The organism is Nocardia sp. NPDC005978, from assembly GCF_040614455.1.
In the GTDB taxonomy this organism is placed as follows: Bacteria; Actinomycetota; Actinomycetes; order Mycobacteriales; family Mycobacteriaceae; genus Nocardia.
The window spans coordinates 52,061-76,274 of the sequence record NZ_JBEXUS010000008.1; the positions used below are offsets into that span (position 1 = coordinate 52,061).

General features: G+C 67.9%; 25 protein-coding genes. 13 read left to right on the forward strand and 12 right to left on the reverse strand.

The window, feature by feature from the left end; genetic code table 11:
* Positions 1-6: 6 nt before the first annotated feature.
* On the reverse strand, positions 7-504 hold the full coding sequence (locus ABZ319_RS05420) for an alpha/beta fold hydrolase (protein ID WP_354985089.1): 498 nt from the start codon (positions 502-504) through the stop codon (positions 7-9).
* Positions 505-584: 80 nt separating this feature from the next.
* Here ABZ319_RS05420 and ABZ319_RS05425 point away from each other — a divergent pair, with 80 nt between their 5' ends.
* Positions 585-986: a TetR-like C-terminal domain-containing protein gene (locus tag ABZ319_RS05425; protein ID WP_354985090.1), complete on the forward strand. Its 402-nt coding sequence runs from the start codon at positions 585-587 to the stop codon at positions 984-986.
* Between the two features lie 55 nt (positions 987-1,041).
* On the opposite strand, the gene ABZ319_RS05430 is transcribed toward ABZ319_RS05425, so the two are convergent.
* The 3 genes from ABZ319_RS05430 to ABZ319_RS05440 all read right to left on the reverse strand — a co-directional run bounded on the left by ABZ319_RS05430 (position 1,042) and on the right by ABZ319_RS05440 (position 4,533).
* The gene (locus ABZ319_RS05430; protein ID WP_354985091.1) at positions 1,042-2,301 is read right to left on the reverse strand and encodes a PQQ-binding-like beta-propeller repeat protein; all 1,260 of its coding nucleotides are present in this window, start codon (positions 2,299-2,301) and stop codon (positions 1,042-1,044) included.
* 232 nt (positions 2,302-2,533) lie between these two features.
* Positions 2,534-3,184, reverse strand: coding sequence for a response regulator transcription factor (locus ABZ319_RS05435; RefSeq protein WP_354985169.1), 651 nt, complete (start codon positions 3,182-3,184; stop codon positions 2,534-2,536).
* A gap of 14 nt (positions 3,185-3,198) precedes the next feature.
* On the reverse strand, positions 3,199-4,533 hold the full coding sequence (locus tag ABZ319_RS05440) for a histidine kinase (protein ID WP_354985170.1): 1,335 nt from the start codon (positions 4,531-4,533) through the stop codon (positions 3,199-3,201).
* Positions 4,534-4,768: 235 nt separating this feature from the next.
* Between ABZ319_RS05440 and ABZ319_RS05445 the strand changes: the two genes are divergently transcribed.
* From ABZ319_RS05445 to ABZ319_RS05455, 3 genes are all read left to right on the forward strand, one after another.
* On the forward strand, positions 4,769-6,307 hold the full coding sequence (locus ABZ319_RS05445) for a multicopper oxidase domain-containing protein (protein WP_354985092.1): 1,539 nt from the start codon (positions 4,769-4,771) through the stop codon (positions 6,305-6,307).
* 1,143 nt (positions 6,308-7,450) lie between these two features.
* A complete protein-coding gene (locus ABZ319_RS05450) occupies positions 7,451-7,651 on the forward strand; it encodes a hypothetical protein (protein ID WP_354985093.1) in 201 nt (66 codons plus the stop codon).
* A 55-nt stretch (positions 7,652-7,706) separates the two neighbouring features.
* Positions 7,707-8,051: a helix-turn-helix domain-containing protein gene (locus ABZ319_RS05455; protein ID WP_354985171.1), complete on the forward strand. Its 345-nt coding sequence runs from the start codon at positions 7,707-7,709 to the stop codon at positions 8,049-8,051.
* Positions 8,052-8,656: 605 nt separating this feature from the next.
* On the opposite strand, the gene ABZ319_RS05460 is transcribed toward ABZ319_RS05455, so the two are convergent.
* From ABZ319_RS05460 to ABZ319_RS05470, 3 genes are read right to left on the reverse strand one after another with little or no spacing between them, the layout of a single operon-like run.
* On the reverse strand, positions 8,657-9,490 hold the full coding sequence (locus tag ABZ319_RS05460) for a helix-turn-helix transcriptional regulator (RefSeq protein WP_354985094.1): 834 nt from the start codon (positions 9,488-9,490) through the stop codon (positions 8,657-8,659).
* 3 nt (positions 9,491-9,493) lie between these two features.
* Positions 9,494-10,012 carry a DUF6879 family protein gene (locus ABZ319_RS05465; RefSeq protein WP_354985095.1) on the reverse strand — a complete coding sequence of 173 codons (519 nt, stop codon included), beginning with the start codon at positions 10,010-10,012 and terminating at the stop codon, positions 9,494-9,496.
* Positions 9,993-10,322 carry a hypothetical protein gene (locus ABZ319_RS05470; RefSeq protein WP_354985096.1) on the reverse strand — a complete coding sequence of 110 codons (330 nt, stop codon included), beginning with the start codon at positions 10,320-10,322 and terminating at the stop codon, positions 9,993-9,995. The genes ABZ319_RS05465 and ABZ319_RS05470 overlap by 20 nt, the downstream gene beginning before the upstream one ends.
* A gap of 385 nt (positions 10,323-10,707) precedes the next feature.
* Here ABZ319_RS05470 and ABZ319_RS05475 point away from each other — a divergent pair, with 385 nt between their 5' ends.
* The 5 genes from ABZ319_RS05475 (at position 10,708) to ABZ319_RS05495 (ending at position 15,006) form a co-directional block, all read left to right on the forward strand.
* Positions 10,708-11,202 carry a hypothetical protein gene (locus ABZ319_RS05475; protein ID WP_354985097.1) on the forward strand — a complete coding sequence of 165 codons (495 nt, stop codon included), beginning with the start codon at positions 10,708-10,710 and terminating at the stop codon, positions 11,200-11,202.
* Positions 11,199-11,576 (forward strand): helix-turn-helix transcriptional regulator, encoded by a 378-nt coding sequence (locus ABZ319_RS05480; protein WP_354985098.1) that lies wholly within the window; start codon positions 11,199-11,201, stop codon positions 11,574-11,576. Before ABZ319_RS05475 ends, ABZ319_RS05480 begins: the two co-directional genes overlap by 4 nt.
* Positions 11,577-12,085: 509 nt before the next feature.
* Complete coding sequence (locus tag ABZ319_RS05485) at positions 12,086-13,537, forward strand: MFS transporter (protein WP_354985099.1); 1,452 nt, start codon at positions 12,086-12,088, stop codon at positions 13,535-13,537.
* A 106-nt stretch (positions 13,538-13,643) separates the two neighbouring features.
* Positions 13,644-14,390, forward strand: coding sequence for an acyltransferase (locus tag ABZ319_RS05490; RefSeq protein ID WP_354985100.1), 747 nt, complete (start codon positions 13,644-13,646; stop codon positions 14,388-14,390).
* A 70-nt stretch (positions 14,391-14,460) separates the two neighbouring features.
* Positions 14,461-15,006 carry a DUF1697 domain-containing protein gene (locus ABZ319_RS05495; protein ID WP_354985101.1) on the forward strand — a complete coding sequence of 182 codons (546 nt, stop codon included), beginning with the start codon at positions 14,461-14,463 and terminating at the stop codon, positions 15,004-15,006.
* A gap of 52 nt (positions 15,007-15,058) precedes the next feature.
* On the opposite strand, the gene ABZ319_RS05500 is transcribed toward ABZ319_RS05495, so the two are convergent.
* The 4 genes from ABZ319_RS05500 to ABZ319_RS05515 all read right to left on the reverse strand — a co-directional run bounded on the left by ABZ319_RS05500 (position 15,059) and on the right by ABZ319_RS05515 (position 19,888).
* Positions 15,059-16,210, reverse strand: coding sequence for a serine hydrolase domain-containing protein (locus tag ABZ319_RS05500; RefSeq protein ID WP_354985102.1), 1,152 nt, complete (start codon positions 16,208-16,210; stop codon positions 15,059-15,061).
* A gap of 71 nt (positions 16,211-16,281) precedes the next feature.
* Complete coding sequence (locus ABZ319_RS05505) at positions 16,282-17,544, reverse strand: glycosyltransferase family 4 protein (RefSeq protein ID WP_354985103.1); 1,263 nt, start codon at positions 17,542-17,544, stop codon at positions 16,282-16,284.
* Positions 17,541-19,109, reverse strand: a complete 1,569-nt coding sequence (locus ABZ319_RS05510) for a glycoside hydrolase family 57 protein (protein WP_354985104.1) — start codon at positions 19,107-19,109, stop codon at positions 17,541-17,543. Before ABZ319_RS05510 ends, ABZ319_RS05505 begins: the two co-directional genes overlap by 4 nt.
* Complete coding sequence (locus tag ABZ319_RS05515; protein ID WP_354985105.1) at positions 19,106-19,888, reverse strand: class I SAM-dependent methyltransferase; 783 nt, start codon at positions 19,886-19,888, stop codon at positions 19,106-19,108. Before ABZ319_RS05515 ends, ABZ319_RS05510 begins: the two co-directional genes overlap by 4 nt.
* Positions 19,889-20,082: 194 nt before the next feature.
* Here ABZ319_RS05515 and ABZ319_RS05520 point away from each other — a divergent pair, with 194 nt between their 5' ends.
* The 4 genes from ABZ319_RS05520 (at position 20,083) to ABZ319_RS05535 (ending at position 23,142) form a co-directional block, all read left to right on the forward strand.
* On the forward strand, positions 20,083-20,868 hold the full coding sequence (locus ABZ319_RS05520) for an electron transfer flavoprotein subunit beta/FixA family protein (protein WP_354985106.1): 786 nt from the start codon (positions 20,083-20,085) through the stop codon (positions 20,866-20,868).
* Between the two features lie 37 nt (positions 20,869-20,905).
* Positions 20,906-21,865: an electron transfer flavoprotein subunit alpha/FixB family protein gene (locus ABZ319_RS05525; protein ID WP_354985107.1), complete on the forward strand. Its 960-nt coding sequence runs from the start codon at positions 20,906-20,908 to the stop codon at positions 21,863-21,865.
* A gap of 391 nt (positions 21,866-22,256) precedes the next feature.
* Positions 22,257-22,490 (forward strand): hypothetical protein, encoded by a 234-nt coding sequence (locus tag ABZ319_RS05530; protein ID WP_354985108.1) that lies wholly within the window; start codon positions 22,257-22,259, stop codon positions 22,488-22,490.
* A 196-nt stretch (positions 22,491-22,686) separates the two neighbouring features.
* On the forward strand, positions 22,687-23,142 hold the full coding sequence (locus ABZ319_RS05535; protein WP_354985109.1) for a hypothetical protein: 456 nt from the start codon (positions 22,687-22,689) through the stop codon (positions 23,140-23,142).
* Here ABZ319_RS05535 and ABZ319_RS05540 read toward each other — a convergent pair.
* Positions 23,139-24,179, reverse strand: coding sequence for a hypothetical protein (locus tag ABZ319_RS05540; RefSeq protein WP_354985110.1), 1,041 nt, complete (start codon positions 24,177-24,179; stop codon positions 23,139-23,141). The genes ABZ319_RS05535 and ABZ319_RS05540 overlap by 4 nt on opposite strands.
* Between the last annotated feature and the right edge of the window lie 35 nt (positions 24,180-24,214).

A 24,214-nucleotide genomic window follows, 5' to 3' on the forward strand; every position in this document is an offset into this window, starting at 1 on the left:
ATCGCATCAGGGCAGCAGGTCACGCACCAGATCCACCGCTTCGTGCAGCTCGCGCCGGTTCTGGTGGCGGCTGAAGTGGATGCCGTCCGGGGTCACCAGGGCCTTGGCGCCCAGATGGGTGGCGAAGAGCTGGACGTGCTCGAGCGGGGCGGGGGTCAGGACCGGGTCGTCCACGGCGACCAGGACGCGGAAACCCTTGGCGGCATTGCGAATCCGGTCCCAGTCGAAGCCGCCGTCGAAGAACGGCGCGAGCTGGTCGTAGCCGACCTCGTGCGCCATCGCGGCGACGAGCACCAGTCCGGCGAAGGGTTCACCCTCGTGGCGCTCGAGCGCGCGCAGCATGGTGACGCCGCCGAGGCTGTGCCCGACCAGGACGGTGTCGGCCGGGTCGGTGATCTCGGCCCGCACCGCGTCCAGCCACGGCTGCGGTTCGGGCGCTTCGGGATTCGGCATCTGCGGCACCCGGACGTCATGGTCGACGAGGGTCGCGGCGAGGTCGCGCACTCACCATCGAGAAGATCGCCGCGCGCTCGGGGGTCGCCAAGAGCACCATCTACCGGTGGTGGCGTTCACTGCCCGAACTCGTGCTGGAGGCCTACGCCCGCACCGTCGCCGACCGTATGCCGGTGCCCGACACCGGTTCGGCGGCACAGGATCTCACGGAGTTCATGGCCGCGCTGTACGCGGTCGTGCATCATCCGCTGCGCATGGAGTCGCTGCGCGGGATGATGGCCGCCGCACAACTCGATCCGGACTTCCGCGTCGCCTTCACCGCGTGGACCGGTACCCGCCGGGCGGTCGTGGCGGACCTGCTGCGGCGTGGAATCGCCACGGGCGAACTCGATCCGGGCCTGGACGTCGACTACGCCGCGGACCTGATCTTCGGCCCGTTCTGGTACCGCATGCTGGTCGATCACGCGCCCCTGGACCCGGCCCAGGCCGCCGGGCACCTCACCCGATTGCTCGCGGGGTTGCGGGCGCGGTGAGCGCGCCCCCGCACCGGATCCGGTGCGGCGGCACGCGCCCGGCCGCGAGGAGCCGCTACTTCTTCTCCGGCTTGTAGACGAAGAGCTCGCCGATCCGGGTCGCTACCACGACCTCGCCTTCCGCGCCGATCGAGGTGCCGGACGTGCTGCCTTCCGCGCCGGGCAGGTCATCGGAGTCGACCGTCTCGCCGGTGCGGCTGTCGAAGGTCACCAGGGTGAGGCTGTCGCCGATGGGGGCCACCGTGTAGCCGGTACCGCCGTCCGTTTGGACGGGGCGGCCGCGCAGGGCCAGATCCTTGCGCTCCCAGGCGATCTCGGCGCTGTCGCCGCGGTCGCGAATGGCCAGCAGGTGACCGCCGTCGCCCGAGGGGATGAGCAGGCCGTCGGCGGCGGAGATCGCGCCGCGAGCGGGGAAGCCGAGATCCTGCGCCCATTTGGTGCGGCCGTCGGCGGTGTCGACCGCGAGCAGGCGATTGTTGTTGTCGCCCACGTACACCGTGGAGCCGTCCGCGGACAGGGTCGGGCTGGTGGAACTGCCGCCCGCGAGCATCTGCGCGCTCCAGTCCTGACGAATCTCTTTGCCGTCGTAGGTCAGTGCGACCAGGTCGGCGGCGCCGGAACCGGGCCGCCACACCGTGACGAAGAACCTGCCCGACTTCTCGTCGACCGCGGACACATTCGCGACGGGGCAACTCGCGCCGCCGATGGCGCACTCCTCGAGGCCCTCGCCGTCGGGCGGCCGATTCAGGTTGGGGTACTTCATGAAATCGGGCTCGCCGAGCAACTGCATGCTCGAGACCCGGCGCTCGCCGGTCTGCCGGCTGAGTACGTCGATCTGCCCGGACTGGGTCACCGACAGCACATTTCCGTCGCCGGTGAACTGCACCGAGATCGGCACCCCGGCCTGCGGCGTGCGCCAGCGTGGCTGACCCAGCGCGTTGAAGGAGTACGTCCCGCCGTCGTCGCCGACGTAGATGTTGGTGGTGCCGTCCACGGCGGTGCCGCCGTAGATCGCACTGGGCCCCATGGGATTGCAGAAACGCTTGCGCCCCGTGGGCATGAGGAAGGAGAAGATGTTGCAGGAGGTGGTGCGGGTGGTGACGAAGAGCTGACCCTCCGGGCCGATCGTGACCGGCGCCGCGATCGGCCCGCCCACGGGCCGCGACCAGCTGAGCGTCAGCGCACGCGAACCGGTGACCGGACTCGCCGCGCTGTTGCGCGCGTCGTGGAACGCCAGCGGCCAGCCATCGCCCGGCCCGACCCGGATGTCGTCGACCGTCGTGCTGCCGCACGCGCTCAGGGCCAGCACGCTCACCGCCGCCACCGCGAGGGGACCCGTCCGGCGCCAGGACAGGGCGCCGCGATCGGGGACGCGAGGTCCGGAATACGATCGCCGCTCGTCACGCCCGGTCTGCCGCCTGCCGTTTCGCACCTGCTGGTGTCCCTTCTGCCAGTACGGAGTCTCTGGTTTCTCGTGGGGCTGATGCAACCGGAGCACAGCCTACTTTCGGTACCGACCGCCGGGATCGATACCCCATGCGGAGTGCCTATCGCGGTGGTGTGCGGGCGGTTCGGAACGCGTACACCGCCAGTCGCACGCGATTGTCGCAGCCGGTCTTGTCCATCAGATTGGCGACATGGGTTTTGACCGTGGTCACTCCCAGGTGCAGGCGGTCCGCGATTTCCTGATTGCTCAGTCCTTCGCCGACCAGGGTCAGGACCTCCCGCTCGCGCGGGGTCGTATCCGCCTGCGCGGGAACGGATTCGGCGGGTTCGGTGACGGCGACCACCCGTTCGACCAGGCGGCGCAGCAGCGGCGGCGAGAACAGCATGTCGCCCTCGGCGGTGCGGCGGATGGCGGTCAGCAGCTCGCCCGGCTCGGTGTCCTTGACCAGATAGCCGGTCGCCCCGGCCGCGAGCGCCGGGTACAGGTGCTCGTCGTCGTCGAAGGTCGTGAGCACCAGGACCTTCGATCGGGCGCCGCTCGCGGTGATGCGCTCGGTGGCGGCCACGCCGTCGAGTCCGGGCATGCGCAGATCCATGAGTACGAGATCGGGGGAGAGTTCGGCCGCGAGCCGGATCGCCTCCACGCCGTTCGCCGCCTCGCCGACCACGCGCAGATCCGCGGTGGATTCGATGAGCATGCGCAGTCCGGCGCGCACCAGGCGCTGGTCGTCCACCAGCAACACGGTGATCACCTGCGGCACGGTCGTCATCGGCCCGCCTCCTGAGTCGGAATATTCGGCAGCCACGCCCGGACCGTCCATGCGGCGTCGGCGGGGAATCGGTGCTCGCGTCCACCGTGATCGGTCTTCGCGGGGTCCGCGCCGTCGATGGCGAGCCGCCCGCCCGCGAGTTCCACCCGTTCGCGCATGCCGATGATGCCGTGCCCGGTCCCGGCATTCGCCCGGCGCTCGTGGCGGCCGCTGCGCACGGTCAGCGCGATACCCCCGTCGGCGTCGTCGACGGTGAGCAGCACCGGGCGCGCGGGATCGGCGTGCTTCATGACATTGGTGAGCGATTCCTGGACCAGCCGCAGCAGGGTGAGCCGCCCGATCGCATCCAATCCCGCCACGCTCGCGCGGATCTCGGCGCGCACGTCGAAGCCGGCCGCCCGCACCCGATCGGCCGCGGCCCCGATCTCGGTCCGCACCGCCTCGGCGTCCACCAGCGCGACCTCGCCCAGCGCCGGATCGCGCAGCGCGGTCAGCAGCCGGCGGATGTCGGCGAGCGCCGCGGCGGCGGTGCCGTGCACATCGTCGAGCACGGCGGGCAACCCGGACCCGCCCGGTCTCGCGCTCGAATGTGGTTCGACCGCTTCGGATTCGGACACCACGATCTCGGCCGCGCCGTGGGCTGTCGTGGAGCCGTCCGGGAAGGTCCGCGCATCCGGGGTGCTCGCCCCCGCGTCGGCGAGCACGTGCCGCGCGACTCCGATGCGCAGCACGATCGAGGCCATGTGATGGGCGACGAGGTCGTGCAGTTCGCGGGCGAGGGCCTCGCGTTCGGCCGAGCGCGTGCGCTGCTCGGCGTCGGCGCGGCGCATCTCGGCCTCGGCGGCGCGTAATCGCAGGGTGGCGGCCAACTCTCGCTGCCCGCGCAGGAACAGCCCCAGCAGCACCGGCAGCCCGACGTAGGTGCCGACCTCGAGGACGAGGGTGGCGCGCGAGACGCCCGGATCATGGGTGGCCCCGCGCCCGATCACCACCGCCGCCGTCCAGCCCACGATCGCGAGCAGCACCGGGGCGTTGCGGGGCGTCCGGCGAATCACATCCACCAGCGCCACCGCGCCCAGGAACGGCACCAGTCCCGAGAGCCCCCACGCCGGAATCCGGAACATGGGCACGGCCAGCGCCGCCAGCAGCAGCGACACCGCCAGCGGCCACTGCGCGCCCAGCGCGAACAGCACGCTCGCGGCCATGGACAACATCCAGTAAACCCACGGCACCCGGTACTGCCCCGGGAAGGTGCTCGCCGCCAGCAGCAGTGGGACCAGCACCACCGGCAGCCAGCGCACGGCTGCCTCCGGATGCCATCGGGACCACATCTCGCTCACGCCCCCACCGTAGGGGACCGGGTGTGGCGGCGTGCGGCCGAGGCTCGGGTGAAACGCCGTCGAAAGCGCTGGTTAGCACGTTTCGGAGACCGCCACAAGGGTCGTGGGTAGGAGGCGTGCGCGGCGGGGACCCGGCCGCGCGCAGGAGTCGCGGTTACCCCGGGGCAATCGATGCTGGAGGTAACTCGGCGGCAGTCGATCGCCGGTGGACGAGTAGGAGTTGGTCGTGGTCTCGAGACGAGGCTTTCTCACCGGATTCGCCGTGGCCTCGGTGGCCCTGACGACCGGATGCGCCGGTCGCGGCGGATCCGCCGGTCCGTCGGGCTCGGCGGCGCCCGGTCCGTCGGGTTCGACCCGCCCGCTGCCCGTTCCGCCGCTGGCCGACTCGACGGTCGGCCCCGGCGGTGTGCGGCGCTTCACCCTGCGCGCCGCCGCGGGCACGACCGAGATGCTGCCCGGAAAGTCCACGACCACCTGGGGGTACAACGGCTCGGTGCTGGGACCGACGCTGCGCGCCCGGCGCGGGGAGACCGTCGCCTTCGATATCCGCAACGACCTGCCGGAGCCCACCACCGTGCACTGGCACGGCATGCACGTCCCGGCGAGCTGCGACGGCGGCCCGCATCAGACGATCGCCGCGGGCGGGACGTGGCAGCCGAGCTGGACCGTCGATCAGCCGGCCGCCACGCTCTGGTACCACCCGCATCCGCACGGCTCCACCGAGAAACACGTCTATCGCGGCCTGTCCGGGTTCTTTCTGGTGGATGATCCGGCCGCGACCCCCGGTCTCCCGAACGACTACGGCGTGGACGACATTCCGCTGGTCATCCAGGATCGCCGGTTCACCCCGGCCGGTGCGCTGGACGAGTCGGATCCCAGCGATGTCGGCCTGCTCGGCGACGTCATCGTCACCAATGGCATCGCCGGCGCGCACCTGGACGTGACCACCGAACGGGTCCGCCTGCGGATTCTCAACGGTTCCTCCGGCCGCCTCTATCGGCTGGCCCTCTCGGACGGGCGCGAGTTCCGGCTGGTCGGCACCGACGGGGGACTGCTCGCGGCCCCGGTTCCCCTGCGCGCCATCCAGATCAGCCCCGGCGAACGCGTCGAGATCGTCGTGGACCTGCGCGGCGGCGAACCCGTCACCCTGCGCTCGCTGCCCATCGAGCAGCGCGCCGGGATCGATCACGCCGCCGCGTTCGGCTTCGACGACGCCTTCGACATCCTGCGCCTGCGACCCACCGCGCAGCTGAAACCGGCTGCGGCCCTAACTGATTCGCTGGCGGTCATCGCACCCCTGGTGCCCGCGGGCACGAAGCCCGCCCGGCACTTCGACCTGAAGTGGTTCATGATCAACAACCAGCGCATGGACATGAACCGCATCGACATGACCATCCCCGTCGACACCACCGAGGTCTGGTCCGTCCGTAATAGTGACAACTGGCCGCACAACTTCCACGTCCACGACGTCCAGTTCCAGATCACCGACATCGACGGCCGCACCCCGCCACCGGAGCTGTCCGGCTGGAAGGACACCGTCTACACGGCCCCCGGCTCGACCTACACCCTCGCTATGCGGTTCACCGGCCACAGCGACCCGACCTACCCGTACATGTTCCACTGCCACCTGCTCCTGCACGAGGACAAAGGCATGATGGGCCAGTTCCTGGTCCTGGCCCCCGGCGAACAACCCGCGCCCATGGAAATGGCCGAAGTGCCGGGCATGCCGGGTATGAGCGACTCCGGCCATATGGGCCACGGCTGATCCCGCTCGGCGGTCGGCGGGTGCCTCGCGGTCACCACCTCCGGCCCCAGCCGCGCGGCCCGCGCTCCCAGGACAGCTCTTCCGTCCGCTTCCGGTGCGGCCGTAAGCAGTTGCGCCTGCTCCCGGCGTGGGTCCAGCAGCATGAGCACGGCCGAGTACTCGGTTGTCTAGCTTTACCTCCCAAGGTCGGAGCAGATTTCACTGTGGGCGTATTGCGCCACTAGCGCCTGGGGCATAGCGTGGCCGTGAAGGCTGCTTCAGTTCCCAGTGTCATAGTGCCGCTGGGGATCCCGGCGGTAGACGTACTAACGCACGACTGATGACTCCAACTAACGCGGACGATCGAAAGCCATGCTGGTGTCTGCCCAACGGGAGGGCGGGCCTTGGCTCAACCAGGCAGAAATGCACTGGTCGAGCTGAGGTGCGCGTGCCTCCTCTTCTCGGCCAACGAGAGAGGAAAGCGCAATGGACCCCTTCGTCGTCATTGGAGCTATCTCGGCAGGCTCGGCATCTGTATCCGCCGCCACGGCTCACATAGTCACTACCCGGATCAAAGTCCGGCTCGTACGTGAGGCACTGGACGGTGTGTCCGGGCCGGACCGACCTGCGGTACTCAAGGCGCTAGCAGCAGTTCTGTAGGTGAAGCAGGAGCCGCGCGTCAGTTCGACCAAGATGCGCGGGTTCCGGACCTTAAACCCGTACAGAAGTTGGCAGCCGCATAATGAGGCGGTCTTCGAGCCCGGGGGCAGGGGCATACCCCCTGGGTGCCGACCCGGCCCGGTGCCGGACACCACACCACCCGGCACTCACGCCTCCACACACACCAAGGGTTGCCCGGAATGGACGCGCGGACCCGGTCTCCAGCACCACGGCAGGCACACTCCGGCACAGCCGAGTGCTCCCACGCAACCCGCCTGCACTCCCTGGCCGGTGCCCACCCGGGGCGCCTGGCACACCCCCACTCTGAGGGCGCCCATCCTCGCTGCCCTGCACCCAGGAGAGGTGCACCCACCTGCGCTACCCGAGGCAGGTAGCAGCACCCCGCCGGATCGGCCTCATCCACATGTTGCCACCCCTTTGAGCCCCTGCTTTACACGCCCAGCGGGAGTACTGTTAACCATCCCTGACCTCGAAAGGTTGAGCGTGACAAAGGAATACGGCAAGTGGATTCGGGAGCATCGGACGATGCATTGCCCAGTTTGCGATGACACGATAGACACGGAGCCGATCCGATACCTAGGTCCGGAACGCGGCGAGGTGCGCCGCTGCGATGAGGGCCACGAGTTCATCACCGGCGCTTGGATCGTCGGTTCGCCGAAGGACGCAGAACGCTTCGACTACTGATACTGCGGGCGTGTCTCATAAACGATCGGTTGATGAGACCCGAGACGGCTTCCGCATGATCGTTCGGCGTGCTGGGGAAACAGCACTCGGGACGGCCGCAAGGGGGGGGCGTCCTCGCAAGGTGGACGACGCGGACGCCGCTAAGGCTAAGGACCTGAAGGCTAAGGGGCTTAGCGCCCCGGACATCGCCAAGATGCTCGGATGCTCCCGGGCGACCGTGTATCGCTACCTGTCGAACAATGACCCCATAGTCATGCATAGGCCCAACAGGCGGACGGTTCTGCGCCTCTTGCGCTCGGGCGATCTCCGCAGCACCATTGTGGGATGCAAAGTGGGGAGGCGTGCGAGATCGTCAGAGTGGCAGAACACGACCTTTGGGCAGGTTTGCACCCATTTCTAACCAGCTTGCGAAATGAAGTCCATGATTGGTCTTTGCGATTAAAATACCAGTCGGCACCACGCAAGACTGCTTATCAAGAGGGCGACTTCGAGCGGCAACAGCGCGAGCTCGAACAGGTGATGCGCGAATGTTGGGAGTGGGTTTCCCGGACCTCATATGCGTGGCGGGAGCAGATGAAGGGACTCTGGCCTCTGCGCGATACTCTCGGAAAATATTCGCTACACGCGATTTTGTCCGATGACGAAGCACTCGTAGAGCTTACGGAAAGCCCTCAGTACTGGTCCAGCACTAGCCTGGAGATCAAGCTTGCAACGCTGGAAGAGTTCCTAGACAAGATCCTTGTACATAAACTAGCACTAGGTTCATCGCTCAGAATTTTCGATTTTGATCCATCCCTGTCCTTACACTCCTTTCATCCCCCTAGATATGCACGCCTACGGATGCTCCCGCGCGAACATATGCTGATATTTGCCCGAAATACCGATAGGGCTAAGATCCACGCCCCCGACTAAAATCGGGGGCTGGTTTCGCTTCCAAGCCACGAAATTATCTTTCCCATACCGAGGTACGGGTAGAGGTTCTTGATCGCTCAGTAAGCTCCGACCTTAGGTCCGGGCGTCGATGGCCTTACGGATCAACGCTCGGGCCGCATCACCGGTCATTGATTGGTTGGCCAGCATATCGAACGTCCGGTGATAGACCCTGATCTCTCCTGGCTGAATGATGGTCAGCTCCGCTGCAATCCCTTCGACGGAGACCCGGCGTTCATCGAACATGACGAAGTTCGTCAGCTGCATCGGGAGTTCGGCGTCGAGAGGGACGATTCCGAACGTCAATCGCGGTAAGCCCATCGCTGCTATCAGTCTGTCTAGCTGTCCTCTCATTACTGGATCTCCACCGACATCGTTGTACAGGGCTTGTTCGCCCATCAGGAGATGAATCCGGTGGTCGCCCCGGTAGAGGATCTGTTGCCGCTCCAGACGTTTGGCTACACCCTCATCCAGATCATTGGGTATCTGATGGAATCTGATAGACCGCTGCAAGGTCACTGCGGCGTACTCCGCAGTCTGGAGCAATCCAGGTACCAGCGACGGTTGATACACCCGCATCACCTTGGCCTGCTGCATCAGGCGCAAGATCTCATTTTGTTTGACCTTGGTCCCACCGCTGAGCGTTCTGCGCCACTCGCGGTACGCCGTGTCGATGTTCTGGAGCGATGCGACAAGCCCCGGTATCTCCCCCTCAGCCCCGGTGAGCTTGCACCACACCCGAATATCTGCAACCGATGGCTTGGTCTTGCCGTACTCGATCTTGGGAACCCGGGTCTGATGCCAGCCAGCCCGGCGGGCAAGCTCACTACCGCTCAGCCCGGCAAACTGGCGAAGCGCCCGGAGACGTTCCCCGAGCACTTCACGCTGTTGCTGTACCGAATCCGCCACCGGTCAGACATCACCGGCGTACTCGCGGAAGGTCACCGCGGATTCCCATAGCTTGTCCTTCACGCTTCGGCAGTACGCCGCAATCCCTGGATCGGTCGTAATTGCTGCACCGGCAGGCTTGCCGTCACCATCCACCAGGTTGAAACCGACGGTCGAACCGTCGAACAACCACCAGTCATCCGTGGGCACGTCCCCGGCAAGGTGGCGGGGCAGGTACCGGATATCTTCTCCGGCCTCGACATTGCCCGCTGTGATGGAGAGTAGCCAACGCTGGTAGTCCGAGTGAGGTTCAGTGACCACTCGGATCCGGGTAACCCGGACGCCTCGACTGACGGTCTCGTGGACAAGCTCATTCCAGGGACGCTTGTCGTACTCCGGCGCTGGCGGCTCACCGTTCAAGAAGCGCCGCAACGGCTCCGACTCGGAAGGCACCGAGTACGTGTCTCGGACCTCCATGTGGAACGCTTCCTGCTTGGCGGCACTGAACAGTTCGGGCCACGGGCTAGGCTGCCGCAATATCACCGTAGAAAGTCCTCCCCGCCTTTGGAACTTCGACGGCGGTCTCGTGGGGTTCCATGTCCATCTTCTCAACCGTCTCGGGATCGATGACAGGCTGACCGGACAGCAGGAACGTCCCCCGTCCGGTGTCGCTCATCGTGGCACCGATGAACGTGTCCGGCTCCGCGAATCCCAGCAGCAGGTGAGGAATCTCGATCGTTCCTGGGGTCGCGGTCTTCCACCCCACCACCACGTACGTCTCACTGTCCGTCGCGTACAGGGTTGGGCACTCACCATCGCCTGAACCGCCCTTGCCGAGAAACTGCAACAACATGATCGGTCTCCTATCTGGACTACGCGCATCTATGCTTGCGTGTCCTGATTGTCCCTCTCAAATGTGCTGCGCCACCACGAATTAGATCGATTTCAGCATAGTTCGGCATAGGCATGGCTCCCGGGACCGTGCGTTTCATACGGTCGAATTTGGGCGTCCGGGGTCGTTGGAGTCTCGGCCTCGGACTGCCTCACCAATCGTGGGTCGTCTGCCGGGGAGAGATCGTGAGTCATCAACTACCGCAACCGAAACCGTCGCAGTTCCGGTTGATCGCGTGGACGTTCCCGATGCCCTCGATCGAGGTCATGCTGAGGTTCGCCGACGCGATGAACCAGTGGGCCGAACAACCGCCCGAACACCCACACGCACAGGCGAGGTGGTGACCGTGACCGCACGGCGCAGGCTCTACACCTTCGAGGGCGGGGTGTTGGAAACCGACGCCTACGGCGAGGCCGACGATGCGGGGGTCTACCTGGAATGGCGGCCCCGCACGGATCGAGAATCCGCGGTGAGTCCGGATGAGGAATCAGGGGATGAGATGGACTATCGGCCAACATGTCTGGGGTACGTGAACCTCGAGATCTCCGGGGCGAGCCGCCAGCGGGACGAGACCGCGATCCGCGCACTTGCCGAACGGTTCGGCTACGACTTCTCCGACATGATCGTCTACGAACCGAAGTTCGGCCGGCCGCCGTTGGCCCGGCTCAACGCCCAGATCACCCGGTTGGACGCGGAAGCGGTATTCGTTCCGTCGCTCGCGCACTTGATGGATGTAGTACCCGATTCGCTGGCCACGCGAGTGGATGTGGTCACCGTGCACCCGGAGCGCACCTATGCCCGTGAGGCATCGGTGTTCCGATGCGATCTGCCATCGACATGACCGATGAGCTTGCCGAGGATCGAGAGCGGTTCGGAGAGCGGATGCGTGCGTTGCGTGAGGCGGCGGGAATCTCGGGGCGGGCGCTCGCACGCCGGTTGGGCTGGTCACAGTCGAAGGTCTCGACGATCGAGCGAGGTCGCAAAGTTCCGTTGGGTCCGGATATCCGGGCATGGTGTCAGGCGACCGGAATGCCACTGGTCGAATCGGATCTGTGTGCGGTGGCGGCGAACCTGCGGACCGAGATCCACCACGAACAAGACCGGCTCCGATCCGAAGCCATCACCGCAGCAAAACCGCTGAAGGGGACGACTGAAAGACCACTCCAACACGTTCGGGAGAAAGGTCAGGTGATCACGGCACAGAAACCACGATGACTAAGGATTTGCACAGCGAGTTGCTCCACAGACACAACCCGCAGAGGAGCCCCCGGCACGGCTACCCGCACCCCCGCCGGGGTTTCGTCTACCCCATCCCCGGTCCGCGTGTGTGCGCGGACCATATGCCCGAGAATGGGCCACACAAGCGGTTCGGGCGGCATACCCCCACCCAAGTCAGGCCGTGACATCGCCGGCGGCGGCCGTCCGTTGCGGCGGTCGCCGAACGTCGTGATCGCGCACGCCCGGCATCTGACTGCGCGCGGGTGATTTCTGGGGTGCGGGGTACCGCGGGCGGGCGACGGCAGGGCATCCGCTCCGCGTCGGTGCGGGCGGCGCGTGTCCGTGGTCCGGATTCGCGAACGGGGTGCCGCCGCCGCCTCGGGTTCAACCCTGCTGATCGATGTCGTTACGCTGAAAGTCCGGGCTATGCAAAGCCTTCGGTGGCAGATCGACGCTGGTCACGAAGGCTTTACCTCAATAGTGGTTCAGGTAATACGGTCGGGCGCATGACCGAAGTCAGGGAGCCCGTGGCGGGCCGATCCGAGGACGAGACCGGCGCGGGTGGCGACGGGTGGCGAGCGCTGTTCGAGGCGCGGCGGCTGGCCGCGGTCACCGTGCTGGCGGGTGGCGTGGCGCTGTACGCGACCAACGAATACGTCACCGCGGCGCTGTTGCCCTCGGCGGTGGCGGAACTCGGCGGGGATCGGTTCTACGCGTGGGTGACCACCGCGTTCCTGTCAGCCTCGGTCGTGTCGGCGATGCTCGTCCCGCGGGCGCTGCTGCTGTGGGGTGCGCGGCGCGCGTACGCGGTGGCATTCGGGATCTTCGCCCTGGGGTCGCTGATCAACGCCGTCGCCCCCGCGATGGAGATCATCGTCGCGGGGCGGGCCGTGCAGGGTTTCGGCGGCGGCCTGCTCTCGGGGCTGGGGTACGCGGTGATCCGGTCCGCCCTGCCCGCGCCGCTGTGGGCGCGGGCGACCGCGCTCGTGTCCGCCATGTGGGCGGTGGGCAATCTGCTCGGGCCCTCCCTCGGCGGGGTGTTCGCCGAATTGCGTTGGTGGCGGGCGGCATTCGCGGTGATGATCGCGCTGCCGCTGGCACTGGCCGTGATCGCGCGCAGGGTCCTGCCCGCGGCGCCGGTCACCGCCGGCGAGCGTCCCCGGCTGCCGGTCACGGCGCTGATACTGCTGACCGCCGCGGCCGCGCTGTTCAGCGTGACCGCGGTGCTGCCCAGGGGAATCGCGACGGTCGCGGGCCTGGCGGCCGGTATCGGCCTGCTGATCGCCTTCGTGCTGGTGGAACGCCGCTCGGCCACCTCGGTCCTGCCGCGGCTCACCTACCGGGCGGGCAATCCGCTCAAGTGGGTGTACCTGACCCTGGCCGCGCTGAGCGGCGTGGCCATGGTGGAGGCGTTCCTGCCGCTGTTCGGTCAGCGGCTCGGCGGTCTCACCCCGGTGGTGGCCGGGTTCTTCGGGGCGACCCTGGCGGTCGGCTGGATCGCCGGGCAGCTGACCAGCGTCGGCATCACCACCGCGCCGGCGCGGCGCCGGGCCGTGGTGGCCGGTGCGCTGACCCTGACCGCCGCGATGACCGGATACGGGATGCTGCAGGCCGAATTCGCGAGTGGCCCGCGCATTCTGGGCTGGGTCGCGCTGCTGTTCCTGTCGGGGGTCAGCATCGGCTTCGCCTTCCCACATCTGAGCGTGGCGGCCATGAGCAGCACCGACGACGACTCGGAGGCGGGCAAGGCCGCGGCGGGCATCAGCGTCACCCAGCTCATCGCCAACGCGATCGCCTCCGCGCTGGCCGGGGTCCTGGTCAATCTGGGCAGTCCGGTCCTGCTCGATTCCGCGCGCTATCTCGCCTTCGGGCTGGCCGCCATCGCGGCCGCGGGCGCGGTCACCGCGACGTTGTCGCAGCGCCGCCGCGACGATCGGCGATATATCGCACGGCGGTAGCGGGCCGGACGACGCGCGAGGCGCCGACGGCGCGGCTTGTATGGTGTGTACTCGTAGCAGGCCCGGCCGGGGCGTGAACCCGGCCACAATCACAGGGAGCAAGTTCGTGACGAGCATGTGGGGCGCACCGCTGCGCACGCGTTGGGCCGGGTCGCGGCGCCGCGACCCCGAGCAGGCCCGCTTCCTGACGGTCGCCTCCTTCAAATGGATGCTCGCCAACCGCGCCTACACCCCCTGGTACCTGGTGCGTTACTACCGGCTCTTCAAGTTCAAGGCCGCCAACCCGCACATCATCCTGCGCGGCATGGTCTTCCTCGGCCGCAACATCGAGGTGCACGCGACCCCCGAACTGGCCCGCCTGGAAATCGGCAAGTGGGTGCACATCGGCGACGGCAACGCCATTCGCTGCCACGAGGGTTCGCTCCGCATCGGCGACAAGGTCGTGTTCGGCAAGGACAACGTCGTGAACACCTACCTCGACATCGAGATCGGTGAATCGACCCTCGTCGCGGACTGGTGCTACATCTGCGACTTCGACCACGTGGTCGACGACATCAACATGCCGATCAAGGATCAGGGCATCGTGAAGTCCCCGGTGCGCATCGGCCCCGACACCTGGATCGCCGCCAAGGTGACGGTGCTGCGCAGCACTCGCGTGGGCCGCGGCTGTGTGCTCGGTGCGCACGCGGTGGTCAAGGGCGATATCCCGGACTTCGGCATTGCCGTGGGCGCGCCCGCCCGGGTGGTCAAGAACCGCAAGGACGCCTGGGACGCGGCCGCCGAGGCGCGCGCCGCGCACATGGCGGCCCTCGAGGACATCGAGCGAAAGAAGAACGGCGTCAGCGCTTCCTGAATCGCGCAAACCACGAATGGCCGGGCTCTCGGGTCCGGCCATTGTCGTTCCCACCCGATAGGTTCGGGGCATGAATCGCTACGCCGCTTTCCTGCGCGGGATCATGCCCACCAACCCGAACATGAAGAACGAGAAGCTGCGCGGCGTGTTCGAGGGCCTGGGTTTCGAGCGGGTGGGCTCCCTGCTGACCAGCGGCAACGTGTATTTCGACAGCCCCGAGACCGATGTCCCCGCCCTGGAGGACCGGATCCAGCACGCCCTGCAAGCCGAGCTCGGGATCGGCGGCGGCACCCTGATCCGCAGCCGCGAACAACTCCGCGAGCTGGTGGACACCAACCCCTTCCCCGGCCTGACCCACTGCCGCGAGACCTACCTGACCGTCACCTTCGTGAAGGACCCCGAGGCGGGCCCGCCCGCGAAACCCTCGGACACCCTCGCCGAGGCGGTCTCGATAGTCCGCTACGACAGGCCCGCCGCCGCGATCCTCACAATCGTCGACAACAGCGACCCCCGCACCACCACCTTCATGGCCTGGCTGGAGAAGACCTACGGCAAGGACATCACGACCCGCACCTACCTGACTGTGGAACGCACCCTGAAGAAACTCGAATCCTGACCCCGCCGAACCGAATACGCCGCGCCCCGTCGCACCGGGCCGGCCACGCCGGTCACAGCGCGGCGTAGACGGCCTCGACCAGGTTGTAGGCGCGGCGGTCGCCGGCCATCCAGTCGCGGCGCAGGTTCGGGATGAAGGCGAAGGACAGGAGGGAGTTCGGGTCGGCGAAGGCCAGTGCGCCGCCGGCGCCGGGGTGGCCGAACACGCCGGCGGGGACCGCGGGCGGGACGATGAAGTTCTCGCAGGGGAGCATGTAGCCGAGGGCGAAAGCGCTCTCGGAGAGCAAGACCTCGTCGGGGCCGCGCACCTGTTCGGCGGTCGCCTCCATCCGGTACCGGGGGTGCAGATATCTGCCCTGCATCAGGGTTCGGTAGAACCTGGCCAGGGTGTCGGAGGTGGTGACCAGGCCGGTGGCGGGCCAGCCGCCCGCCAGGACCTCGGGATCGTTGTAGCGGCCGAGGGGGTTCGCGGTGGCGCGCAGGGTGAGGGAATCGCGATCGCGGAAGGCGGCGGCCATCCGGTCCGCGGTCTCCCGGGGGATGGGATCGATGTCGTCCCAGGCCATTTGGTCGGCGTGCGGGAACTCGGTGCGGGCCGTCTCCGCGCGCACGGCCTCGTCCGCCCCGATGTACAGGCCGGCTTTCAGATACCGCAGCGCGTATTCGCCGACCGTCGAATCCGTGTGCCGCCGTACCAGTTCCCCGGCGAGCCAGCCGAATGTCTGTGCGTGGTAACCGTGCCGGGTGCCGGGCTCCCAGACCGGGGTCTGCGCGGCCAGCAGTCCCGCCATGTGCGCGGGATCGGCGGCCTCGGCCGCGGAGATCGGCCGATCGAACGCGGGCAGGCCCGCGCGATGGGCGAGCAGGTCGGCCGTCGTGGTGGCTTCCTTTCCGGCGCAGCCGTATTCGGGCCACCACCGGGTGACGGGCGCGTACAGATCCACGCGGTGCTTCGCGGCGACCTGCAACGCCGCGGTGGCCGTCACGGCCTTCGTGCACGAGAACGTCGGGCACGGCGTGCCCCGCTCCCAGCGCCGCCCGGTGCGCGAATCGGCCACTCCGCCCCAGAGATCCACGACCAATCGCGTGTTCGCGTAGACCGTCAGTCCCGCGCCCAGGTTCTGCCCGTCCGCGAAACTCTCCTCGAAGATGTCGCGGACCGCCCGGAATCTCGGATCCACGAAGCCGTCGACCTGTCCACCCATGCCATGAATTAGAACACGTTCTAGTTCATGGCAGAAGGGTGTCCCGCGGAACCGTCGCCGGTTCCGTTCGTTCAGTACGGCTGGTTCGGATCCCGTTCCGGCAGCGGACGTTCGGAGATCTCGGGCCGGCCCAGCGGGTTCCGGACACCGCGCTTGGCGGACTGGTAGACCAGGGCGGTCTCCTGCGCGACCACGTCCCAGGCGAAATCGGCGGTGAGACGTTCCCGCGCCGCCCAGGCCCGATCCTGCGCGGCGGCCGGATCGTCCAGCACCGTGCACACGGCCTCGACGATGCCGTTCACATCGGCCGGTTCGAAGGACGCGCCGGTGACGCCGTCGGTGACCAGATCGCCGAGCCCGCCCGCGGTGGAGGTGACCAGCGGGGTGCCCGCGGCCGCGGCCTCGAGCGCCACGATGCCGAAGGGTTCGTAGCGGCTGGGCAGCACGATGGCGTCGGCCCCGTGCAGCCAGCCCAGCAGATCCGTGTGGTCCAGGCGGCCGACGAAGTTCACCGCGCGCGCCACCCGTGCGGCCCGGGCGCGCTCGCGCAGCCAATCGAACTGGGTGCCGATGCCCGCGATGGTCAGGGTGGTGCCCGGGTACTGCTTGCGAATGCGCGGCAGTGCCGCGATCGCGTCCTGCACGCCCTTCTCGTACTCGAGCCGCCCGACATAGAGCAGCCGCGGCGGTCCCGAACGCGGCGCGCGTTCGCGGAAGGTCCACGAGCTCACGTCGATGCCGTTGCGGATCACCGTGATCGGCGAGCGCTCGGGCCGGTACAGCCGCTCGACCTCGTCCTTCATCGATTCCGAACAGGTGATGAGCGCGTCGGAGTCGTGCGCGAGCCACCACTCCACCGAGTGCACCTGCTTGTTCACCCGCCCCGAGACCCAGCCGCTGTGCCGGCCCGCCTCGGTCGCGTGAATCGTGGAAACCAGTGGCACGTCATAGTGTTCGGCCAGCGTGATACCCGGGTGCGCGACGAGCCAGTCGTGCGCGTGCACCACATCGGGGGTCCAGCCCTCGCCGATGCCGGGCTTGTTCAGCGCGATCCCGGCCCGCACCATGGCGTGTCCCATGGCCAGGGTCCAGGCCAGCATGTCGTCGCCGAAATCGAAGCAGGGCGGATCCTCGGCCACCGCGACCACCAGCACGCCGTCCTCGATGAACGTGTGGGTGGGATGGGTGGAGGCATCGGTGCCCATGGGACGTCGGGCGAGGACGACGACCTCGTGCCCGGCGGCGGCCAGCTCGGTGGCCAGGTGATGGACGTGACGGCCCAGCCCGCCGACAACGACGGGTGGGTACTCCCACGACACCATCAATATCTTCATTGGGGTCCTTCTGAGGAGGGGCCGAGCCGGCGCGCATCCAGCGCTGGGAAGAATCCGTCGGCCGCATACCATCCTGCCGCCAACTGCTCCGCTTTGGCGAGTTGCCCGCCGGAAACTGCGGCCGCGATCTCGCGCACCGCGTGGGCGTGCTCGTGGGCACGGTCACGCGCGTACCCCGCCGCGGAGTCCTTGGACACCATGAACGCCCAGTCACTGGAGACCGCCAGGATCGCCTCCCGCAGGAGTTGGTCGGCGACCGGATTCCGGAGGCCCTGCAAACCCGTTTCGCCGGTTTCCGAGGCGTTCGCGCCGGTTTCCACCCGCATCTTGTCGAGGGTGTCCAGCGCCAGCTGCACCACCTCCGCGTTGAGGTCGACCAGATCCTGAACCTGGTCCCCGGCCCACACGCGCCAGTCCTTGCCCGAGCCCCACGAGGAGTCGCTGAGCTGCACCGATTCCCCGACATAACCCTTGGCTCGGGCGTCGGCCAGGGTCCCGACCTCGATGCCTGCCCCGGGCAGCGCGCGCAGGACCTGCTCGAGCCACCGCGGTCCCTCGTGCCACCAATGGCCGAAGAGTTCGGTGTCGAAGGCGGCCACCACGAGCGCCGGGCGGCCGATGCGCTCGGACTCGGAGATCAATCGTTCACGCACCGTTTCCACGAAGTCCGCGACGTGTTCGCGAACGGCCGCCGCGGCGAGTTCGGGATCGTAGGGAGCCTTGTCCGCACCCGCGACCGTCTTGCCGGTGACCCGCGACGGTTTGAGACCCGTGGCGTGATCGTAGTGATGGAAATCACGGTAGGCGGCGTGGCCCGGATAGCCGGATTTCGGCGACCACACGCGATAGCTGACGTGCAGATCGCGCCCGAAGGCCACGACGTCCGAATCCCACACCGGGCGGCCCAGGGTGGTGTCGCCGCGCAGCGCGGGCCCGTCCACCATGAAGTGCGTCACACCCGCGGCGTCGTATCCGCGTTCCATGCCCGGGGTGAACCCGCACTCGGGCGCCCAGATGCCGGCGGGGGTGTGACCCCAGCGCTGGCGGGCGTCGGCGAGTCCCTCGCTGAGCTGATAGGCCCGCAGTCGCGGGTCGAGCAGCGGCTGGAACGGATGCGCCAGCGGTCCGCCCAGCAACTCGATGGCCTCGGCGTCGATGAGCCCGCGCCACACCGGCGACGCGCCGTGCCGCCAGTTGGTTTCGAAATCGGCCAGCGCGGCGTTGGCCAGCCGGTGCTCGTGTCCGCCCAGCGCGGTGTTGCCGGACATCGACGCCTCGTCCGCGCGCAACCGCCAGTTGCCCAGCCAGTGGTGCATGCCCGCGAGCGAATGCGGATCGTCCAGCTGCGCCGCCAGCACGGGCGTGATGCCCAGGCTCAGCAGATGCGAACGGCCCTCGGCCGCAAGCTTTCCGAGCACCTCGGCGACGGGCAGGTAGGAGGCCGCCCAGGACTGGTAGAGCCATTCCTCGCCGACCGGCCAGCGCCCGTGATGGGCCAGCCACGGGAGGTGGGAGTGCAGGACCAGGGTGAACTGGCCCGGCACGGAGTTCGAGGACGAGGTCACGGCTTCACCGCGATGGCGACCAGGTCGAGGCTGGCATCGATGTCGCTCTCGGTGTCGGCGAGCAGGTCGAAGTCGTCGGTGCGCACGGCGGCGACGTCCGCGGTCAGGTCGGCGGGCCACGGCTCACCGGCCAGGGCGCGCTCGATCTGCGCGTCGATGATCGACCCGCCCCACTTCTCGTCCAGCGCGACCAGCGGCGCGCCGTGGAACACGCCCGCCATCAGCTCGAGCCGGAAACCGGCCTCGACGCAGAGTTCGGTCAGTTCGGCGGCGTTGAGCTCGCGGGTGTGGAAGGGGTTGAGCGGGGTGTCGCGGCCGGGGGAGAAGGTGATCCGGTTGGGCGTGCTGATCAGCAGCTTGCCGCCGGGCTTGAGCACCCGCAGGCATTCGCGGATGAATTGTGACTGATCCCAAAGGTGTTCGATGACTTGGAAATTCACCACGATGTCCACGGACGCGTCGTCGAGCGGCAGGTCGGCCAGATTGCCCTGGATCATCTCGACCGCGGGGTACTTGGCACGCACATGCGCGACGGCGCTGTCGTCGTAGTCGAGGCCGATCACACGCTCGGCAACTCCGGCGATCATGTTGGCGCCGTAGCCTTCTCCCGAACCCGCTTCGAGCACGATCTTGCCTTCGCAACGCTCCAGCAAACGCACGTAGGCGATCTCGTGGCGGCGGAACCAGTAGTTTTCCTCGGCGATGCCGGGCACCGTCCGCTCACCGGTCAAAGGCAGGGGATCGGTGTGGTTTTCGGTGGGTATCACGGCCTCGCTCATGGGTCCGACGTTAGCGGTTGTCCATATCACAGCGGCACCCGGATCCGATGGTGGAGAAACATCACAGCCTAAGTTACCCGCGAGTAACTTAACGTAGGGTAATCTCCTGGCCGAGCTACCTGTGGACGTACGGACAACCCGATCGTGCGACCGCCACACCCGTGCCACCCAGAACAGGAGGTCGACGAAGACCCATGCCAAACATCGTCGTACTGATCAAGCAGGTTCCTGACACCTGGTCCGAGCGCAAGCTGACCGATGGTGACTACACCCTCGATCGCGAAGCCGCCGACGCCATCCTCGATGAGATCAACGAGCGCGCCGTCGAAGAGGCGCTGCTGATCAAGGAGGCCCAGGGCGGCGAGGTCACCGTGCTGGCCATGGGCCCGGCCCGTGCCACCGATGCCATCCGCAAGGCGCTGTCCATGGGCGCCGACAAGGCCATCCACATCCAGGATGACGCCATCCACGGCTCGGACGCCGTGCAGACCTCCTACGTCCTGGCCGCCGCTCTCGGCCAGATCGAGGGCGTCGAGCTGGTCATCGCCGGCAACGAGGCGACCGACGGTCGCGCCGGTGCCGTCCCCGCGATCATCGCCGAGTACCTCGGCCTGCCGCAGCTGACCCACCTGCGCAAGCTCACCGTCGACGGCGACCGCATCTCCGGCGAGCGCGAGACCGACGAGGGCGTGTTCAAGCTCGAGGCCAGCCTCCCGGCCATCGTCTCGGTCACCGAGAAGATCAACGAGCCCCGCTTCCCCTCCTTCAAGGGCATCATGGCCGCGAAGAAGAAGGAAGTTCAGACCTTCACCCTGGCCGATCTGGGCGTCGACCCGGAGACCGTGGGCGTTGCGAACGCCGGCACCCAGGTGACCGGTGTGACCCCGAAGCCGGCGCGCACGGCGGGCGAGAAGATCGTCGACGAGGGTGAGGGCGGCCAGCAGATCGCCACCTACCTCGTTGGTCAGAAGATCATCTAAAGCCCCTCGAGCCGAACCAACTTCAGGAGAAAGAACAATGGCAGAAGTACTCGTGCTCGTGGAGCACGCCGAGGGTGCGCCCAAGAAGGTCACCTCCGAGCTCATCACCGCCGCGCGTGCCCTGGGCACCCCGGCCGCCGTCGTGGTCGCCGCCCCCGGCACCGCTGACAAGCTGGCCGACGCCCTGACCGCCGCGGGCGCCGAGAAGATCTACGTCGCCGAGTCCGAGGACGCCGAAGGCTTCCTGGTGACCCCGAAGGTCGACGTGCTCGCCGGTCTGTCCGAGTCGGCCGCTCCGGCCGCGATCCTGGTCGCCGCCACCGCGGACGGCAAGGAGATCTCGGGCCGTCTGGCCGCGCGCATCGGCTCCGGCCTGCTCGTGGACGTCATCTCGGTCGACGCCGACGGCACCGCCGTGCACTCGATCTTCGGTGGCGCGTTCACCGTGACCGCCAAGGCCACCGGTGACGTCCCGGTCATCTCGATCCGCCCGGGCGCCGTCGAGGCCGCCCCGCAGGCCGGCGCCGGCGAGAAGGTCGCCGTCGAGATCCCCGCCCAGGAAGAGGGCGTCACCAAGGTCGTCTCGCGGGAGCCGGTCGCCGGTGGCGATCGTCCCGAGCTGACCGAGGCCGCGATCGTGGTCTCCGGTGGTCGTGGCGTCGGCTCGGCCGACAACTTCGGCAAGGTCGTCGAGCCGCTGGCCGACTCCCTCGGTGCCGCCGTCGGCGCTTCCCGCGCCGCGGTCGACTCCGGCTACTACCCGGGTCAGTTCCAGGTCGGTCAGACCGGTAAGACGGTCTCCCCGCAGCTGTACATCGCCCTGGGCATCTCCGGCGCGATCCAGCACCGCGCGGGCATGCAGACCTCGAAGACCATCGTCGCTGTCAACAAGGACGAGGAAGCTCCGATCTTCGAGATCAGCGACTACGGCATCGTCGGCGACCTGTTCAACGTCGCCCCGCAGCTCACCGAGGCTGTGAAGTCCCACAAGGGCTGACGCTGACGCCCTGACGGGCGCAAGCTGATTCGATGACCCCCGGCCGGAAACGGCCGGGGGTCATCGTCGTCGATGGGGAGGTGCCGCCAGCGCGATGCCGCGGCACCCGGTGTCCGCTCCGGACGGGTGGCGATCCGCGTCCTCGCCGCCCCGGCAGCGGTGCCCCGCGCGACCTCCGGTCCCGAATCGTCGGCTGCCGGTGGACAATTCACCCACCTGTGGCGGTATCGACCGCCGAGCACCGCGGGCGGTAGCCGGGCGATGGGCGCGGATCGTGCCGGAAACGACTCGGGGACAGTGGTTTCGGCGCCCCGAAAATTGGGGGCACGAGGCGCGAGTGATGCTACAGCATAGTGAAATTGCTGTATTTGAACTTGAAAGGTGTTCCGCCATGCGTTCTCTCATTGCCGCCGTAGGTGTCTCCGGCATCCTCATCGCCGGGGCCGGGCAGGCCACGGCCGCGCCGCTGACCTTGACCGAACCGTCGACGACACAGGTCGCGCAGGACCAGCCCGAGCTGTCCGGCTCGGCGAGCACCGCCTACGCGGTGCTGTTCCTGCTCGGTTCGTCCGCCGTCACCGCGTGCGCGGTCATCAGCGGCTGCGGTATCCCCGGCACGAACTGATTCCACACTGTTCCGTAGCATCGCGGACCATGGTCACGCGAGTTCGCTGCGGTGGGCGGCCCCCGGTCGAAACGACCGGGGGCCGTCGGCCGTTCGCACCGGCGCCGGTGGCGCGGATTGTGCCGACTCCCAATGCGAACAGCGAGGTTCTCGTGTGAGGATCGGTAATCGGCTGGGTCGAGCGGGGGAGCGGTACATGGGGCGACGATCCAGGGAGGCGCCGGACGACGCCGGCGGATCGGCCGAGCGCGGGGCGCCGGACCGCGACGAGCTCACCGCGGTGGTGGCCGCGCTGCACTTCGACCTGGCGGAAGTTCTCGGAACCGACTGCGCGCCCAAGGTTTTCGACCGGGTAGCGGCGGCGCTGGACGAGCAGTTCACCTCGGTGGTCACGACCGGGCAGACGGTGGACCGCGAGATGCTGCTGACCGGGGTGTGGTCGGCGCGAAACACGCAGCCGGGGTTGGAGATCGCGGTCTCCGACGTGCGGGAGATCGCGCGCAGCGGCAATCTCGTGATCGTGCGGTTCACTGCGGAGAACCGCATGGCGGGCGTCGTCACGCGGCGCGTGTCCACCGCCGTGCTGGTGACCGACGGGCGCACCCATCTGTGGCGTTCGGTCCACGAGACGAGTACGCCCGCCGAGTCCTAATCTTCTTCTGGCGCTTCGGTTTCGAAGAATCCGACGCTGGTCAGGGTGAAGAAGTCGAACGGGCTGGGGAAGCGCCAGGAATCGTGGGCGACGTGTTCGGGCGAGGCGAATCCGAAGCGGCGCAGGAAGTGCACGGTGAGTTCGGCGACCTCGATCAGCGATGCCCGGTCATCGGGCAGTTGGCGCACCTGCACGCCGTCCTGGCCCGGGTTGAAGGCCTTGGCCTTGAGCTCGGCCCGCCACTCCGGGTGCTCGCTGACCGCGAGGGTGACCGAGTCCGGGTAGAGCGCGATCTGCACCTTCAGTTCCGGATCGACCGTCGTCCAGTCCTCGTCGTCGGGGTCGTCCTGATCGTCCGGGCCCCGGTACGCGTCCGGATTGCCCTGCAGGGTGATGACCAGCCGGTCCGGCCCCGCGACCGAATCGTCGTCCTCGGTCCCCAGCGCCCGCATGGCCAGGTGCACGTCGAGCAGCGTGTCGGCCAGCGTGTCGGTGACGTCGTCCCACTGCGAGAGCACCTTCTCGCCGTAGGTGAAATCGTCCATGCCGGGGCCGTCCATATCGGCCATCCAGGTGAACGGCACCTCGTTCAGGTCGTCCTCGAGTTCCCAGGCGCGCTCGTACCAGGCTTCGAAGGCCGGGGTGGATCCCGCGCGCACGGACAGCGCGCCGTTGCGGTCCAGCGACAGCTCCCGGAAGGTCGCCGCGTCCCGCCAGCGCACGAAGACGTTGCGGCAGCCGCCGAACCAGGACGGCTCACCCCAGACGTCGATCGCGGTGTCGAGGTATTCGTGGAATTCCTCCGGATCGGCCTGCGTGATCCGAATGCCCACCGCCTCCATCTCCGGTGCGCCCGAGCGCCCGGGAATCGAGTTCTCCGCAATCCACGCCGGGCGCCCGATCCCGGGGATGTCGATGCCGTCGCCGGTCAGCGTCCAGCCCGCCGCCTTGCTCACCGTCGCCACATCGGCCCGGCTCCAGGCGCCGAAATCCGCCGCCAGCCCGGTCAGCACGGCCCGGAATTGTTCCTCTGTCATCCCTTGCACCCCGCGAGGCTACCGGGCGCGGGGTA